Source organism: Desulfitobacterium sp. LBE (assembly GCF_007830365.1).
In the GTDB taxonomy this organism is placed as follows: Bacteria; Bacillota; Desulfitobacteriia; order Desulfitobacteriales; family Desulfitobacteriaceae; genus Desulfitobacterium; species Desulfitobacterium hafniense.
Genome location: NZ_VLKD01000001.1, coordinates 3,480,382 through 3,495,380, shown reverse-complemented (window position 1 = coordinate 3,495,380; position 14,999 = coordinate 3,480,382). Strand labels below are relative to the sequence as shown.

The following is a 14,999-nucleotide window of genomic DNA, read 5'->3' as shown; positions in this document are numbered from 1 at the left end:
ACTTGTTTTAATGACATAGGGATAGAGCTTGTTGTTTAAAGCTGAATAAGAAACTATTGACAGGTTTACGCAAGTAATGAAAAGGGAATCAGGTGCAAATCCTGAGCAACCCCCGTTACTGTAAGCGCCGTTAAAGATTTATTTATCTTCATGCCACTGGCGAAGACTGGGAAGGCGATAAATAAAGGCGCGAGCCAGGAGACCTGCCTGTTAATAAAACTACAATTCATTTTCCGGAGGGGAGGGTGATTTATTTTCTTTGCCCAAAATTAAAGAGAAGACATAAAAAAACCAGGACAGATGCTCAGACTCCGGTCAGGAAAAAGTCAGGAAGAAAGGTGAAGAACAATGGAGAAACGCTATAGCCAAAGAATAGTTGCCTTATTGGTCATGGTCATGATCATACTCTTGGGGGGCTGCAATTCATCAGCCGCCAACCAACCGGCGGAAAACCCACCGGCTGAAAAAGCAGTTGCAGCCGGGACTTACACGGCAAAAGCAGCCGGTTATCACGGAGATCTTGAAGTGACCACGGAAGTGGATCAGGAAGGAAAAATCACAAAGATTACCATAGGCGAAAATACGGAAACCGAGGATGTTGGCGGCATCGCCATGGAGAAAATACCCCAGCGTATTATAGAAGCTCAATCCCTGGATGTGGACGTGATTGCCGGTGCGACACTGACCAGTAAGGGGATCATCAATGGGGTGGCCGCGGCCTTAAAGGAGGCCGGTGCAGATCCTGTTCACTACGGTTATGTTGCCCCTGAAGAAGAGAGCGGGGCGATCATGTCCCCTCTGAATAAGAGTGCCCTACCCGTAAAGAAAGAAACCACCGGTTCCATAACCATTAAGGATGTCAAAGGCCGGGAGGTAACCCTTGACCTGCCTATTTCCTCCTATGCTATCAGCACCATGGATGTCATCGACTATATTATACCGCTGAAAGGTGAAGAGGCTTTTGCTATGCTGGTTGCTTCCGGACAGGACGGCGGTGGCGGTATCCAAAAATATGCTCAGCTGTATAAGCCCATTGTCGGGGACTATACCCAACATTTAGGCCAGATTTCCGATCATAACGCGCCTTTTGACCTGGAAATGGTTTTGTCCATGAATCCCGATGTCCTCATCGTCAATTCAGCTATGGCCGCTCATAAATATGCCTTGGAAATAGAGGAACAGCTTACGGCGGCCGGAATCAGCATTGTTCTCATCGATGTTCCCGGCAAGACATTGGATAAGTCGGTTCAGGAGACCATGAAGCTCCTGGGCAAGATTTTCCAGGAGGGGGAAAAAGCCGCTGAAGTAGCAGCGTTCATAGATAAGCAGTATGAACTCCTTGCAGCCAAAAATCTTGCTCAGCGTCAGAATAAACCCAAGGTCTATTATGAAAAGTCAGGATATTCCGAGGTCTACGGGAGCACGGGAACCAGCGTTTCCGGATGGGGTCTGCCGATTGCTATTGCCGGCGGCGACAATATTGCCGATGCCGTTCTTTTAGATAAAGCATCAGCCGGAGGAAGCAGCAATACCCTTGATCCTGAGTATGTCATTAAAGCCGATCCTGATTACATCATTCTCAGCGGAGTCAATGACGGCTGGCTGGACAGTCTTAAGCAAAAGAAAGAACCTCCTCAGTATGATATTATCAACAGAACCGGCTGGAGCAATTTGCAGGCGGTTAAAAACAACAATGTCTATGAATTTGCCCACTCAACCAGCCGCTCCATTTATGCTTTTTACCCTTGTCTGAAAATGGCCAAGCTCTTCTACCCTGAAGAATTTAAGGATCTGAATCCGGAAGCGGTCCTTGATGAGTTTTTCGATCAATTTATGCTGGTGGGCAGCGATATCAGCACCTGGTTTACGGGCCTTGAAGACCGTATTTCCCTAAAGAAATAAAAACGGCAAGGGCTTCGGAACGCTGGAGGCACAAGGGGGTTTAAGACCGGCCTTTGCTCCGGCTCTCCGCGGCCCTTTTGGATGCCGGTTATGCAAGAAAGACTAAGGGGTGAATCAAGATTAAGCATGAGGAAAATGCCAACCGAAAATTATATAATATGCTGATCAGGAGAAGGATCTTTTTGATTATCGGTCTATCCGTAAGCATGGCAGCCCTGGTGATCCTAAATATTTCCATCGGTTCCTCTTCCATAGCGATTCACGATATCTTAAGAGTGCTGTTCACGGGGGAAGGGGATGGGCATAACTCCATGATCATCAAGGATATCCGTCTGCCTATGGCTCTTATGGCTGTAGTGGTGGGGGCGTCCCTGGGCATCAGCGGCTGTGAATTGCAGACCATCCTCCGCAATCCCATTGCCAGCCCCTATACCCTGGGAATTTCCGCCGCCGCCTCCTTCGGAGCAGCCATGGGATTGATTTTAAACGCCAATGTTCTGAAATCCTTAAAGGTCCCGGAAACCCTGGCTGTAACGGTTAACGCTTTCATCTTTGCCCTTATGGTGGCTGTGGCCATTTATATCTTTTCCCGTCAGCGGCAAATCAATAAAACGGCCATTATCCTCTTCGGTGTGGCGCTGAATTTTCTTTTTAACTCCCTGACCATGGTTCTGCAGTATATTGCCGATGAAAATCAGCTGCAAAGCCTGATCTTCTGGAATTTCGGCAGTTTGTTGAAAACCACCTGGAGCAAGTTTTTCATTGTTGCCCTGGTGCTGGTCATCTGCTTCTTGGTTTTGTTCAAAAATGCCTGGAAGCTGACCGCTATGACTTTGGATGATACCAAAGCCAGGAGTATCGGGGTGGATACGGCCAAGGTGCGGCGAATGGTTATATTTGTGAGTTCCCTATTGGCCGCCGTATCCGTCTGTTTTGTAGGAACCATAGGTTTCGTCGGTCTGATCGCTCCTCATATTGCCCGCCAGCTGGTGGGTGAAGATCAACGCTTTTTTATGCCTTTATCGGGACTGCTGGGGGCTTTTGTCATGTGTCTGGCTTTCGTCATCAGCAAGCTGATTATCAGAGGGGTCATCCTGCCCATCGGCCTGGTCACCTCAATCATTGGCATCCCTTTCTTTATTGCCATTATCTTCAGTAAAAAAATGAGGAGTATGTGATGTTAAAGGTAAGTAATTTAAACTTTTCCTATAAAGGTTATAAGAAAAGCAAAGGCTCCCATAAGGTATTTAGCGGATTTAGTCTCGAATTTGCCAAAGGCTTTAATGTTATCCTTGGTCCCAACGGAGCGGGAAAATCCACCTTGATTAAAGCTATTTTCGGGCTGCTGGATTATGAGGGAGAGATTTTTTACGGTCAGGAAAGCCTTACCGCTATGTGTACAGAAGATAAAATCAAGCTTATGTCCTATTTACCCCAAATGGACGTCGATCTATCGACCCTGACGGTTTTGGAAATGGTCATCCTGGGAAGATTGCCGGAACTGAGCCATAAGGTGTCGGATGAAGATTTGGATATTGTCATGGATACCCTTCGGTCCCTTAATATAGAACACCTGGCCCCCCGCAATTTTTCGGAATTAAGCGGCGGACAGAAAAAGTTGGTCTTTATTGCCCAGACCTTGGTCAGAAACCCTAAAGTCCTGTTGCTGGATGAGCCGGTCAACTCTCTTGATTTGCAAAAGCAGCTGGAGCTGTGTCAGCTGCTGCAGAGAGTAGTGGCGGAGCAAAATGTGGATCTGATTGTGGTCTTGCACGATATTAATCTTGCAGCCAGATATGCCCAACATATTGTAGTGGTGGATGGGAAGGGCTCTCTTTACAGCGCGGGGGAGCCCCGGGAGGTCATTACGGCTGCCATGCTGCAAGAAGTCTATGGGGTGATCGCCAATATAACCTATGATGAACAAGGTGTACCCATCATTGCACCGGTCTGCTCGGTGCGGGGGATATAAGAATAGCGGGTGTTGCATTATAAGCAGTTCTCCAAGAGCGGCTTCACAGACGAGGTTATCCCCGCTGCAGCGGAGCAGGCCATTCAGATGGTGACGGCGGAACAGTTGGTGGAGATAGGTTCGTTTTGATTAAAAGCTTATCAAAGCTCTTTGCGGTAAGGATTTCGTTGGTGATGAACTGGCCGTTGTAAAAAAGGGCATAGGTGGTAAAGGGATTAGGAGCCTTTTGGGCTTGCTCCGTCGTTTGGATTTTGATGGCTTTAATGGCAAGTTTTTTTGACTTGAGATGATCGACGAGGATTGGGACATATTTATCCGTATGAGGACATTGATTGGTATAATAGACAACCCAGCCTTCTTCATCAGTACGACCGCTCTTTACACAAGCTTTGAATTGGGGAACATTTGCTTGGGGACTGAAGGGAAGATAAAGCAGTTCGTAATAAGGAGGCGCTTGATCGGCGATCTGAAAGCCCTTGTATTTCAGGTACTTCGGATCGGAGAGAAAGGGCATTTTCTTTTCGGCAGATAAAACCACAAGCCCCTGCATCCCTTTTGCTTTGGCATCAGCCAGGCAGCGCTCCAGCAATAAGTTGGCATAGCCCTGACCCTTGTATTGCCCGGAAACCCAGAAACAGTTAATGAACAGATAATGATCGGCTGTAATGGGGCACCAGGCTTTTTCAGCCGGGATATATTCGATAAAAACCTTTCCCCGCACATCCAGTTTGTCAAAGACCAATCCCTCGCCTAAGCGTTGACTGAGCCATGCTTTTTTTGACGCGACAGAGGACTCTCCTTTTTGATCGGTGAGGGCACAGCAGATATGTTCGGAAGCTAAATTGTCTAAGGTTACTCTTTTAAATTCCATAAGTTTTACCCCGCCTTAACATAGTACCTTTCTATTTGTATAATAGCACAAAAATTGCCAGAAACTGCAGCAAAACACCAATAAACGGACTTTTCCTATGCATCCGGCATAGGGAAAGTCCGTTTATTTTTTCACTGGTGCATCAACGATTTCACTTCATTAGGGATATGAATCAAAGGCTCGGCGAAGCCGGGTTTTCTTTAGCAGCTTTTTTAAAGGTCTCAAAGCTTTCCCGAACAGCAACGTTTTGGGCGAAGAAGTCCAACAAAGTATGGAGTTGCAGTACGGTAGAGACATTGAGGGAGTGTTCGATCAGTTCCGTTTCCTCCAGAGGATTCATATTGCCGATCAGTCTCAGAAATTGCTCTACCGTATCATGACGAGAGAGAAGATAGGTGCCGGTTTCCTTTCCTTTCTCGGTCAGGAGAATGCTCTCGTAAAGATCATATTGCAAATAGCCCAGCTCGCTCAGCTTGGCAATCATTTTTGATGCGGAAGAGGGACGCACATTCAGCAGCTCCGCAAGTTTATTGATCCGTGTATAGCCGTTTTCCAGACAAAGCCGGCAAGCCATTTCCATATAATCCTCCATGGCAGGAGTCAGCTTGTTTTCCTGATAATTAGCTATTTGATAGCCGCGCACTGTACGATACTCAGAACCGGACTTATTATCCATAGCTTATCAATCCTTTTTTTAAATTTTATTCTAGTCTATTCGTAACATTCCCTCCTTAGGATTCATAGATTGGATTAGTCAAGAGAAAGGGTATTTCCCTTACCTAACACCAAGACCAGAAAAACATAGCAGGAGGTTCGTTATGAGTAGAAAGTTAAAAAGAATGTTGGGGATCGTACTGAGTCTGATCCTATTGACGGCAGGCTGCTCCCAGACAGCTGGCAAAAAGGAATCCGGTGAAGGTTTGTTGAATGTGGTGGCCACGACGACTATGCTTGCAGATTTAGCCGGTGTGATCGGTGGAGAGCATGTTAGTGTAAACGGTCTGATGGGGCCGGGAATTGACCCCCATCTCTATCAGGCCAGTGCAGGGGATGTGGGGCGGATGCAGAAGGCAGATGTTGTGGTCTATAACGGGCTGCACCTTGAGGGGAAAATGAGTGAGCTGTTTGAAAACCTATCTGCTCAGGGCATCTTTACCGTATGCATAGAAAAAAGTATGGACAGAACGGGATTGTTAATATCCGAGGACGACGGAGGGGTCTATGATCCGCATATCTGGTTTGATGTGACACTCTGGAAACAAGCGGCCCAAGGTGTAGCAGAAGGTTTCGCCCAGGCTGATCCGGAACATGGAAACTCATACATAGCCAATCTGGAGCGGTACCTTGCAGAACTTGACGAATTGGATGCCTATATCCAAAAGCGGGCTGCCGAGCTGCCCAAGGATCAGAGGGTGCTGATCACGGCCCATGACGCTTTTCAGTATTTTGGCAACGCCTATGGTTTCGAGGTTCGGGGCCTTCAGGGCATCAGCACGGATTCTGAAGCGGGAACCAGTGATGTCAGCGCTTTAGCAAGCTTTATCGTCGAGCGGCGGATCAAGGCGATTTTTGTGGAGTCCTCGGTGCCGCCCAAAACCATCCAGGCCCTGCAGGCGGCGGTCAAGGCCCAGGGATTTGACGTGGCCATCGGCGGGGAACTGTATTCCGATTCCCTGGGCGGGGAAGGGTCCGGCGACGAGACCTATATCAAAACCTTCCGCTCCAACATCGACACGATTGTGGATGCTTTAAAAGCATAGGAGGGATAGATGTGGATATGAAGGGGATGGAGCATGCGGTAGAGGTGGAAACCCTCACCGTGGCCTATGATGCCAAACCAGTTTTATGGGATGTTAATCTCAAGGTACCCAAGGGAACTTTGATGGCGGTGGTCGGGCCCAATGGGGCAGGCAAAACAACCTTGATTAAGGCGATGCTGGGGCTGTTGACGCCCGTCACCGGGGCAATTTGCTTCAGCGGGGGAAAGGGCGACGGCCATGCCCTGAAAAACCGCATCGGCTACGTTCCCCAAAGCGGCAGTGTGGACTGGGATTTCCCGGCCACGGTGCAGGATGTGGTCCTGATGGGCTGCTATGGTAAGCTGGGCTGGTTCAGGCGGCCCCGCAAGGCGGATTATGAGCTGACCGCTCAAATGCTGAAAAAGGTGGGAATGGAGCAATACGCCTCCCGCCAGATCAGCCAGCTTTCCGGCGGCCAGCAGCAACGGGTGTTCCTGGCCCGGGCCCTGGCCCAGGAGGCTGAGATTTACTTCATGGATGAGCCCTTCAAAGGAGTGGATGCCCAAACGGAAAAAGCCATTGTCTTGCTCCTGAAGGAACTCAAAGAGCAGGGAAAAACAGTGATGGTGGTCCATCACGATCTGCAGACAGTGGCCGATTATTTCGACTGGGTGACCCTAATCAATCTGCGGGTGATTGCCAGCGGACCGGTGGAAGAGGTTTTTCATGAGGAAAACCTGAAGATGGCTTACCGGAGTACCGGTGCCCTTTTGAGGAGCGTCGTGTGATATGAACACTTGGCTTGCCTTACTTAATGACTATACGTTTCAAACAGTGTCCTTGGGTTCGGCTCTTTTGGGTATGATCAGCGGAGTATTGGGAAGCTTTGCCGTATTGCGGAAGCAGAGCCTTCTGGGAGACGGAGTTTCCCACTCCGCCCTGCCCGGCGTGGTCATCGCCTTTATCCTGCTCGGCAGCAAAAATACAGAAATCCTGCTGCTGGGGGCCTTGCTCTCCGGACTGACCGCCACGGCGCTGATCGTGGGTATTGTCCGGCACACCCGCATCAAATTTGACAGTGCTCTGGCCTTGGTTATGTCCTTCTTCTTCGGCTTGGGGATGGTTCTGCTGACTTATGTGCAAAAGATCCCCAATTCCAACCAGGCAGGGCTCAAGCGCTTCATCTTCGGTCAGGCCTCCACCTTACTGCAAAGGGATATTATCCTGATGAGCGTTTGCGGTGTGGTTTTGCTGACCCTTGTCCTGGTGTTCTGGAAAGAATTTAAACTCTTTGTTTTTGACAGTGATTTTGCCCATAATCTGGGCTTTTCCCCCAAGAAGCTGAACTTACTGCTGTCGTTTATGATTGTCTTGACCATTATCATCGGTCTGCAGACGGTAGGGGTCATTCTCATGAGTGCACTGTTGATTAGTCCGGCAGTAGCCGCCCGCCAATGGACCAATAAGTTAGGGGTGATGGTTTCGCTTGCCGCCGCTTTCGGTGCCCTGTCCGGTGTGGTGGGAACCGCCGCCAGCTCTGCGGTGCCTAAGTTGCCCACAGGACCGGCCATTGTGGTGTGCGCCAGCCTCCTCGTTGTGCTCAGTGTTCTGTTTGCCCCGGGAAGAGGTATTCTGCACAGGGTGTACCGGCACAGGAAGAATAAGCTGATGCTGAAACTGGAAGGGAGTGGGCCTGATGTCCCCACAATTTGAAATACAACTGATTGCCGTCATTGTGGCGGTGGCCTGCGCCCTGCCCGGTGTCTTTCTGGTGCTGCGGAAAATGGCCATGATGTCGGATTCCATCACCCATACGATTCTGCTGGGCATTGTGCTGGCCTTCTTTGTCACTCATGATCTTTCTTCCTCCTTTCTGATCGCCGGTGCCGCATTAATGGGGGTCGTCACCGTGTGGCTGACGGAAATGCTGGGGCGTACGCGGCTTTTGGCGGAAGATGCAGCCATCGGTATTGTGTTCCCCTTCCTCTTTTCCATAGCCATTATCTTGATTACGCGCTATGCGGGTTCGGTGCATTTGGACACTGACTCGGTACTGCTGGGAGAGCTGGCCTTTGCTCCCTTTGACCGCATGATCGTGGGGGGAGTGGATCTGGGCGCGAAAGCCATTCATACCACAGGGATTCTTTTGCTTATTAACCTGGCGGTGATCATCATCTTCTTCAAGGAGCTGAAACTTGCCACCTTCGATCCCATGCTGGCCTCTGTGTTGGGTTTTGCGCCGACCCTGGTCCATTACGGTCTGATGACCCTGGTTTCGCTTACCACAGTGGGGGCTTTTCAGGCGGTGGGCTCCATTTTGGTGGTAGCGTTTATGATTGGCCCGCCGGTCACGGCCTATCTGCTTACCGATGATTTAAAGCGGATGTTGATTTTAAGCGGGGTGATCGGGGCCATCAACGGCTTATTAGGCTATCGGGCGGCAGCCCTGCTGGACGTATCCATCGCCGGCTGTATGGCCATGATGACGGGAATTTCTTTCTTGCTGGTCTTTATCTTTGCTCCCGGCCGGGGGCTTGTGAGCACGCTGAGCAGACGCCGCAGTCAAAAAATAGGCTTTGCCAAAATGATACTTTTGCTCCATCTTTATCACCACGAGGAAAGTGAAGCAAACCTTGCTGAGATACAAAGTTATTTGCGCCTGGATGGGGAGCTTACGAAAAATCTGATCGCCCTTTTGCAAAAGGAAGGGTGTATTGAGTTAAACAACAGCGTGATCAAGCTGACTGAACAGGGGCGCCTGACCAGCCTGCGCAGCTATGAGACCTTGCTTTCAGGCTAAGCTGTCAAGAAAAGAGGGATATCCCTGTGAAGGAGGTATCCATTTTTTTTGTTTCAGATTCAGTTATTCTGAAGAAGGTAATTCTGAAGAATTCTAAAGATTCGCTGAAATACATTGTAATTGGGCAAGAAATTTCTTATTCTATCTATAATTTCATATGGGGATGAGTACGATTTTTCAGAGGAAAAACCGTAAGGGAAGTCAGTCAAAGCTGACGCGGTGCCCGCCACTGTAGAAGGGAGTTAACTCACCATAAGGTCACTGGATAGTTATATCCGGGAAGACGGGAGTTAATGAGGAACTTAAGCCAGGAGACCTGCTCATGCCCCGGATTCAAAACAACCTACGGGATGTTAGGGAGGTGGATATCGTGTTCAGAACACTATTATTAAATACAGGATAGAAAGCCCTTCCGTTTGGAAAGGGTTTTTTTGTTTTGGGTCAATGATTTTGGGTCAATGATTCTGAAGAATTCTAAAGATTAGCTGAAAGAAATTGAAATTATACAAGAGTTTTTTTATAGTTAGAGGCAGCTAACTTACTTGAGCATACCTAAATTGCCGGGAGGAAGAGGAGCTTCCCCGCTCATGAGCAAAGGTGCAGGTAAGGGAGTTTAACTATTTTTATGGAGGTAGAAAAGATGAACAAGCCCAAGTTACATTTGCTTCGGAAGCGGTTCGCTCCCCTGCTGATTCTGGTTGTCGTTCTTTTGGTTGGCCTGCCTGGGTGCAGTCCTTCCCCGACGACTTCAAAGGCGCCGGAGGAAGGGAAGAAGGAGGAGCTGGTCCTGGCTGTGGGAATGGCCGATTATGGGATGTTCGATCCCAAAAAGACCTGGGGTGCCATCGGGCAAATCCGCTTAACCCACAGTTCACTGCTTAAAGCCACGAAGGACTTAACTTTTGTCGGCGATCTGGCCAAATCCTTTGAGACGAGTAAAGACGGCTATACCTGGACCTTCAAAATCCGCAATGATGCCAAATTTTCCAACGGCGACCCGGTTACCATAGAGGATGTCCTGTTTACCTATGAAATGCTGAAAGAAGACGGCATCGCCTTTGACCTTTCCTTTGTCGATAAAATGGAGATTAGCGGCAAGGATACCATCGTGTTTACTTTGCAAGAGCCGCGTTCCACATTTGTCAGTCAGCTTTCCGAAATCGGCATTGTGCCCAAACATATTTATGATGACAATTATTCCAAAAACCCCATTGGCTCCGGACCCTATCAGGTAACCCAGTATAATGACGGCGAACAAATCATCATGGACTATAACCCTTATTGGTATGGTGAGGAGCCTCAATTCAAGAAACTCACCTTCCTGCTGCTGGGGGAAGATGCCGCTTTTGCAGCGGCCAAGGCCGGTCAAGTTGATATTTGTTACATTCCTCCCAAATTTGCCGGACAAACCCTGCCGGGAATGACCTTACACGTTCTGGAGAGCGTTGATTCCAGAGGAATTAGTCTTCCTGTCCTGCCCAGCGGCGGAACCGGGTATATCAACGCCAACGAGGTCAAAGTCGGCAATGATATTACCTCTCATTTGGCCATCCGTCAAGCATTGAACATTGGGTTAAGCCGTCAGGGAATTATTGATGTGACCATGGACGGATACGGAAAGGCTGCCTATTCCATTGTGGATGGCACACCCTGGTTTAATGAAAAAACGGTCATTGAGGATGGCCGGGTTGAAGAGGCCAAGCAATTGCTGGCAGATGCCGGGTGGGCCGATACCAACAAGGATGGCATTGTCGAGAAGGATGGGCTGAAGGCCGAATTTGATTTATATTTTCCTTCCAGTGACCAGCTGCGCGGTGACATCGCCCTGGCTGTTGCCGATCAGGCCCTTGGTCTGGGTATTAAGATCAATATCATCGGTGCTACCTGGGATGAAATATTTATCCAGGGCAAGGCCAATGCCTGCCTATGGGGAGGCGGCCGACTTCACCCCCATCAATTGTATACTATGTATTCATCTCAGGTGATCAATACCGGGTACAATAACATGCCTTCTTATATCAATCCCACTTCTGATGACTATATAAAGAAAGCTTTGTACGCCAGCACTCAGGAAGAAGCCAATCAATACTGGAAACTGGCCCAATGGGATGGGAAAACCGGTTTCAGCCCCCTTGGTGACGCTCCCATCGTTTGGCTGGCCCGTGTCGACCATCTGTACCTTGTCAATGATCAGGTGAATATCGGCAACCAACTCATGCATTCCCATGGCTATGAATTTGGACTGTTTGGCAATATCACGGAGTGGTCGATCAACCCTTAAAGCCAATCAAGCTGAACGCTCTATCAGAACAGGTGCGTCTGAAACGCCTGCCCGAAGCATTGGCGTTTTGAACGCACCTGTTTGAATGGGGCCGCTCTATAAACGGGAGGTGCTGTGTTATGTCTCAAAAAATCCTCAGGCGCTTTCTGCGCATGATTACCCTGATGCTGGGCTTATCCATCCTGACCTTCTGGTTAATCCATTTGTCTCCGATTGATCCTGTCAATGCCTATGCGATCAGTGATACCTCTATGTCACAGGAACAGCTGGAAAAGCTGAAGGAATACTGGGGGGTTAACAAATCCCCTGTGGAACAATATTTTTCCTGGGCAGGGGCCTTGCTGCAGGGTGATTTTGGTATGTCCAAGCTGTATAGAGTCCCCGTTATGGACATTATTAAAAGCAGAGCCATGACATCTTTTGCGCTCATGGGAACAGCATGGCTCTTGTCCGGTGTTTTCGGCTATCTGCTGGGAGCGGTGGCCGCCATGAGAAGAGGGAAGCTGCTGGATCGCTTTATTAAATGGTACAGTTATATTCTGGTTTCCATACCCACCTTTTTGCTGGCTTTAATTTTACTGCTTGTTTTTGCAGTCTGGCTGGGAATGTTTCCGATCGGCCTGACTAAACCCATAGGACTGGCGGATGCCGATGTTACTTTGGCGGACCGCCTCCGCCATTTCATTCTTCCCGCCTTGACGTTAAGCCTTTTAGGGGTTGCCAATATCGCCATGCACACCCGGGAAAAAATGATCGATATCCTCAATACGGAATATGTGACCTTTGCCAGAGCACGAGGAGAAACAGCCTGGCAGATTTTCAAAAACCATGGTTTCCGCAACTCCATTATTCCGGCTATTTCCATTCAGTTTGCCTATTTCAGTGAATTGTTCGGCGGTTCCGTTCTGGCGGAGCAGGTATTTGCCTATCCGGGGCTGGGCAGCACTCTGACCACCGCCGGCTTAAAAGGAGATCTTCCCCTGCTGCTGGGAATTATTTTAATCGCTTCCTTGTTTGTCTTTATTGGCAATTTTATTGCGGACATCTTAAATACCATTGTCGATCCGCGCATTAAAAGGGGGGAGCTAAGATGCTAGAGCAATTAGGAAGGAAAGAGGAGGTTCTTCTTGACCCAGGAAAAACCGGCAATGTGCGCAAGAAGATTATTTGGATGATCGGCTTTTCCACCTGCCTGATCGGTTTGATCCTTATTCTCAGTTTTATCTTAAGCAACGATAATCTGCGCGTGAACAATGCCAGCAAGAATCTTATGCCCAGCTTGCAGCATTTGTTTGGCACGGATTGGCTGGGCCGGGATATGTTTACCCGAACTATGAAAGGGCTGCGGCTGTCCCTGGCCGTGGGAATTTTTGCTACGGTGATCAGTGTTACTGTGGCCACCTTGCTCGGAACCGCTGCGGCCCTATTCGGTAAAAAAGTCGATGAACTGATTTCCTGGCTCATTGACCTCTTCATCGGTATGCCTCACCTGATCTTCATGATTTTAATCTGTTATATCGTAGGCGGGGGGATTCGGGGCATTGTCATCGGTGTTGCCATGACCCACTGGACCTCACTGGCCAGGGTGGTGCGGGCTGAAGTCCTGCAGATCAAAAGTGCGGAATACATCCAACTATCCCGGAGCTATGGTAAGTCCCCTTGGTATATTGCCAGAAGGCATGTCATGCCTTCCGTATTTCCGCAAATCATGATTGGAGCATTCTTAATGTTTCCTCATGTCATCCTCCATGAGGCTGCCCTCACCTTTTTAGGCTTTGGGCTGTCACCCCAAACACCGGCGGTGGGGATTATTCTGTCTGAAGCCATGAGCCATCTTTCCACAGGCCAATGGTGGCTGATCCTGTTCCCGGGAATTCTGTTGATTCTAGTGGCCAAGAGCTTTGATAATATTGGCGAACAACTAAGAATTTTGCTGGACCCGACCAGCTCCAACGAATAGGAGGCAGGAATCATGCTTAAAGCGGCACAACCCTTATTGAAGGTAGAAAATCTGTCCATTGGGTTTTCCCAATACTTTAGAGGAACTCAAAAACGTGTCATCCAGCCTATTGCCAATCTTCATGTGGAGATTGAGGAAGGGGAGATCGTTGCGGTTGTGGGGGCCAGCGGCTCAGGGAAAAGTTTGCTGGCCCATGCCATCCTGGGAATTCTCCCTACCAATGCCATCTGCTCCGGCAGTATGATGTATCGTGGGCAGGAATTAACTAAAAAGCGCAAAGAAGAACTGAGAGGCCGGGAAATCTCCTTTATCCCTCAGTCGGTTAATTATCTGGATCCCTTGATGCCGGTGGGAAAGCAGGTTCAGATTGGCCTGGCTAAACAAAGAGCACAAGAAAGGCAGAACAGGCTGTTTGCCCATTACGGATTAAAAGAAAGCGACGGAAGGCTTTATCCTCATGAATTATCGGGAGGTATGCTGCGCAGGGTGCTGTTTGCTACCAGCGTCAGAGAGGGGGTAAAGCTGGTCATAGCTGATGAACCCACCCCCGGCATCCATCCCCAAGCCCTGGCAGAAATCCTTAAACAGTTGCAGCAGTTTGCCCGGGAAGGAGCCGGGGTTATGCTCATCACCCATGACATCATGTCCGCCCTTGCAATCGCCGATCGGGTTGCTGTGATTAAGGATGGGCAAACCATAGAGATCTCCCCGGTGTCCGCTTTTTCCGGAACGGGGGAACAGCTGCAAACAGACTATGCCAGAAAATTATGGCGGGCCTTACCGCAAAATGATTTTGCCTGCCAGGAATTGAGGTGGGAAGCATAATGGCTTTGCTGGGAGAGAACCTGGGGGTTTATTATAAAAAGGATCAGTGGATTTTTAAGAACATGAACATCAAGGTGTTACCCGGCCAAGTTCTTGGTTTATCCGGATACAGCGGCTGCGGTAAAACGACCCTGGCCAGAGTTTTAGCCGGATATATCCTTCCTCAGACCGGCAGGGTAAGCGTGGATTCTAAGCCTTTGGCGCCAAAAAGCTTTCGCCCGGTCCAATTAATTTATCAGCACCCGGAAAAGGCCATCAATCCCCGCTGGAAAATGGAGGATGTCTTAACCGAAACCTATACCCCTTCCCAGGATATCCTGGATGCTTTCGGCATCCGGGAGGATTGGCGGAAGCGCTGGCCCATCGAGCTCTCCGGCGGAGAGCTGCAGCGGTTTTGTATCGTGCGTGCTTTGAACCCACAGACCCGGTATATTATTGCCGATGAAATGACCACCATGCTGGACGCTATTACCCAGGCCAGAATTTGGCATAGTTTTCTCCATATTTGCCAAAGCAGAAAGATTGGTGTAATTGTGGTCAGCCATGAGCTCAGTCTTCTGAACCGCCTGTGTGACAAGGTCATTCAAGTGGGGAATACGTGGGAGTAATCTTTGGACAAGAGGATGGCCTGAAATTGGCCATCCTCTTT

At 49.1% G+C, this 14,999-nt stretch carries 14 protein-coding genes and 2 riboswitches; of the genes, 12 read left to right on the top strand and 2 right to left on the bottom strand.

Features of this window, described 5'->3' with window-relative positions; translation table 11 throughout:
• Window positions 1-44 precede the first annotated feature (44 nt).
• Window positions 45-226: riboswitch (cobalamin riboswitch) on the top strand.
• Window positions 227-348: 122 nt separating this feature from the next.
• The 3 genes from DESLBE_RS16570 (at window position 349) to DESLBE_RS16560 (ending at window position 3,874) form a co-directional block, all read left to right on the top strand.
• Window positions 349-1,902 carry an ABC transporter substrate-binding protein gene (locus DESLBE_RS16570; protein WP_012615318.1) on the top strand — a complete coding sequence of 518 codons (1,554 nt, stop codon included), beginning with the start codon at window positions 349-351 and terminating at the stop codon, window positions 1,900-1,902.
• Between the two features lie 182 nt (window positions 1,903-2,084).
• On the top strand, window positions 2,085-3,080 hold the full coding sequence (locus DESLBE_RS16565) for an iron ABC transporter permease (RefSeq protein ID WP_012615319.1): 996 nt from the start codon (window positions 2,085-2,087) through the stop codon (window positions 3,078-3,080).
• The gene (locus DESLBE_RS16560) at window positions 3,080-3,874 is read left to right on the top strand and encodes an ABC transporter ATP-binding protein (protein ID WP_015942530.1); all 795 of its coding nucleotides are present in this window, start codon (window positions 3,080-3,082) and stop codon (window positions 3,872-3,874) included. Before DESLBE_RS16565 ends, DESLBE_RS16560 begins: the two co-directional genes overlap by 1 nt.
• A 55-nt stretch (window positions 3,875-3,929) precedes the next feature.
• On the opposite strand, the gene DESLBE_RS16555 is transcribed toward DESLBE_RS16560, so the two are convergent.
• Entirely contained in the window at window positions 3,930-4,745 is an 816-nt protein-coding gene (locus tag DESLBE_RS16555; protein WP_015942531.1) for a GNAT family N-acetyltransferase, read from the bottom strand.
• Between the two features lie 172 nt (window positions 4,746-4,917).
• Window positions 4,918-5,421, bottom strand: a complete 504-nt coding sequence (locus DESLBE_RS16550) for an iron dependent repressor, metal binding and dimerization domain protein (RefSeq protein WP_015942532.1) — start codon at window positions 5,419-5,421, stop codon at window positions 4,918-4,920.
• 142 nt (window positions 5,422-5,563) lie between these two features.
• Between DESLBE_RS16550 and DESLBE_RS16545 the strand changes: the two genes are divergently transcribed.
• The 9 genes from DESLBE_RS16545 (at window position 5,564) to DESLBE_RS16505 (ending at window position 14,958) form a co-directional block, all read left to right on the top strand.
• Window positions 5,564-6,505: a zinc ABC transporter substrate-binding protein gene (locus DESLBE_RS16545; protein ID WP_015942533.1), complete on the top strand. Its 942-nt coding sequence runs from the start codon at window positions 5,564-5,566 to the stop codon at window positions 6,503-6,505.
• Window positions 6,506-6,516: 11 nt separating this feature from the next.
• Complete coding sequence (locus DESLBE_RS16540) at window positions 6,517-7,272, top strand: metal ABC transporter ATP-binding protein (RefSeq protein ID WP_011458882.1); 756 nt, start codon at window positions 6,517-6,519, stop codon at window positions 7,270-7,272.
• A 1-nt stretch (window position 7,273) separates the two neighbouring features.
• A complete protein-coding gene (locus DESLBE_RS16535; protein ID WP_015942534.1) occupies window positions 7,274-8,197 on the top strand; it encodes an iron chelate uptake ABC transporter family permease subunit in 924 nt (307 codons plus the stop codon).
• Window positions 8,181-9,284 carry a metal ABC transporter permease gene (locus DESLBE_RS16530; protein ID WP_015942535.1) on the top strand — a complete coding sequence of 368 codons (1,104 nt, stop codon included), beginning with the start codon at window positions 8,181-8,183 and terminating at the stop codon, window positions 9,282-9,284. The genes DESLBE_RS16535 and DESLBE_RS16530 overlap by 17 nt, the downstream gene beginning before the upstream one ends.
• A 148-nt stretch (window positions 9,285-9,432) precedes the next feature.
• Window positions 9,433-9,623: riboswitch (cobalamin riboswitch) on the top strand.
• Between the two features lie 301 nt (window positions 9,624-9,924).
• Window positions 9,925-11,565, top strand: a complete 1,641-nt coding sequence (locus tag DESLBE_RS16525) for an ABC transporter substrate-binding protein (RefSeq protein ID WP_015942537.1) — start codon at window positions 9,925-9,927, stop codon at window positions 11,563-11,565.
• A 119-nt stretch (window positions 11,566-11,684) separates the two neighbouring features.
• The gene (locus DESLBE_RS16520) at window positions 11,685-12,662 is read left to right on the top strand and encodes an ABC transporter permease (RefSeq protein ID WP_005815068.1); all 978 of its coding nucleotides are present in this window, start codon (window positions 11,685-11,687) and stop codon (window positions 12,660-12,662) included.
• On the top strand, window positions 12,656-13,525 hold the full coding sequence (locus tag DESLBE_RS16515) for an ABC transporter permease (protein ID WP_005815067.1): 870 nt from the start codon (window positions 12,656-12,658) through the stop codon (window positions 13,523-13,525). Before DESLBE_RS16520 ends, DESLBE_RS16515 begins: the two co-directional genes overlap by 7 nt.
• Window positions 13,526-13,537: 12 nt before the next feature.
• Window positions 13,538-14,350 (top strand): ABC transporter ATP-binding protein, encoded by an 813-nt coding sequence (locus DESLBE_RS16510; RefSeq protein ID WP_015942538.1) that lies wholly within the window; start codon window positions 13,538-13,540, stop codon window positions 14,348-14,350.
• A complete protein-coding gene (locus tag DESLBE_RS16505; protein WP_005815062.1) occupies window positions 14,350-14,958 on the top strand; it encodes an ATP-binding cassette domain-containing protein in 609 nt (202 codons plus the stop codon). Before DESLBE_RS16510 ends, DESLBE_RS16505 begins: the two co-directional genes overlap by 1 nt.
• The last annotated feature ends 41 nt before the right edge of the window (window positions 14,959-14,999 follow it).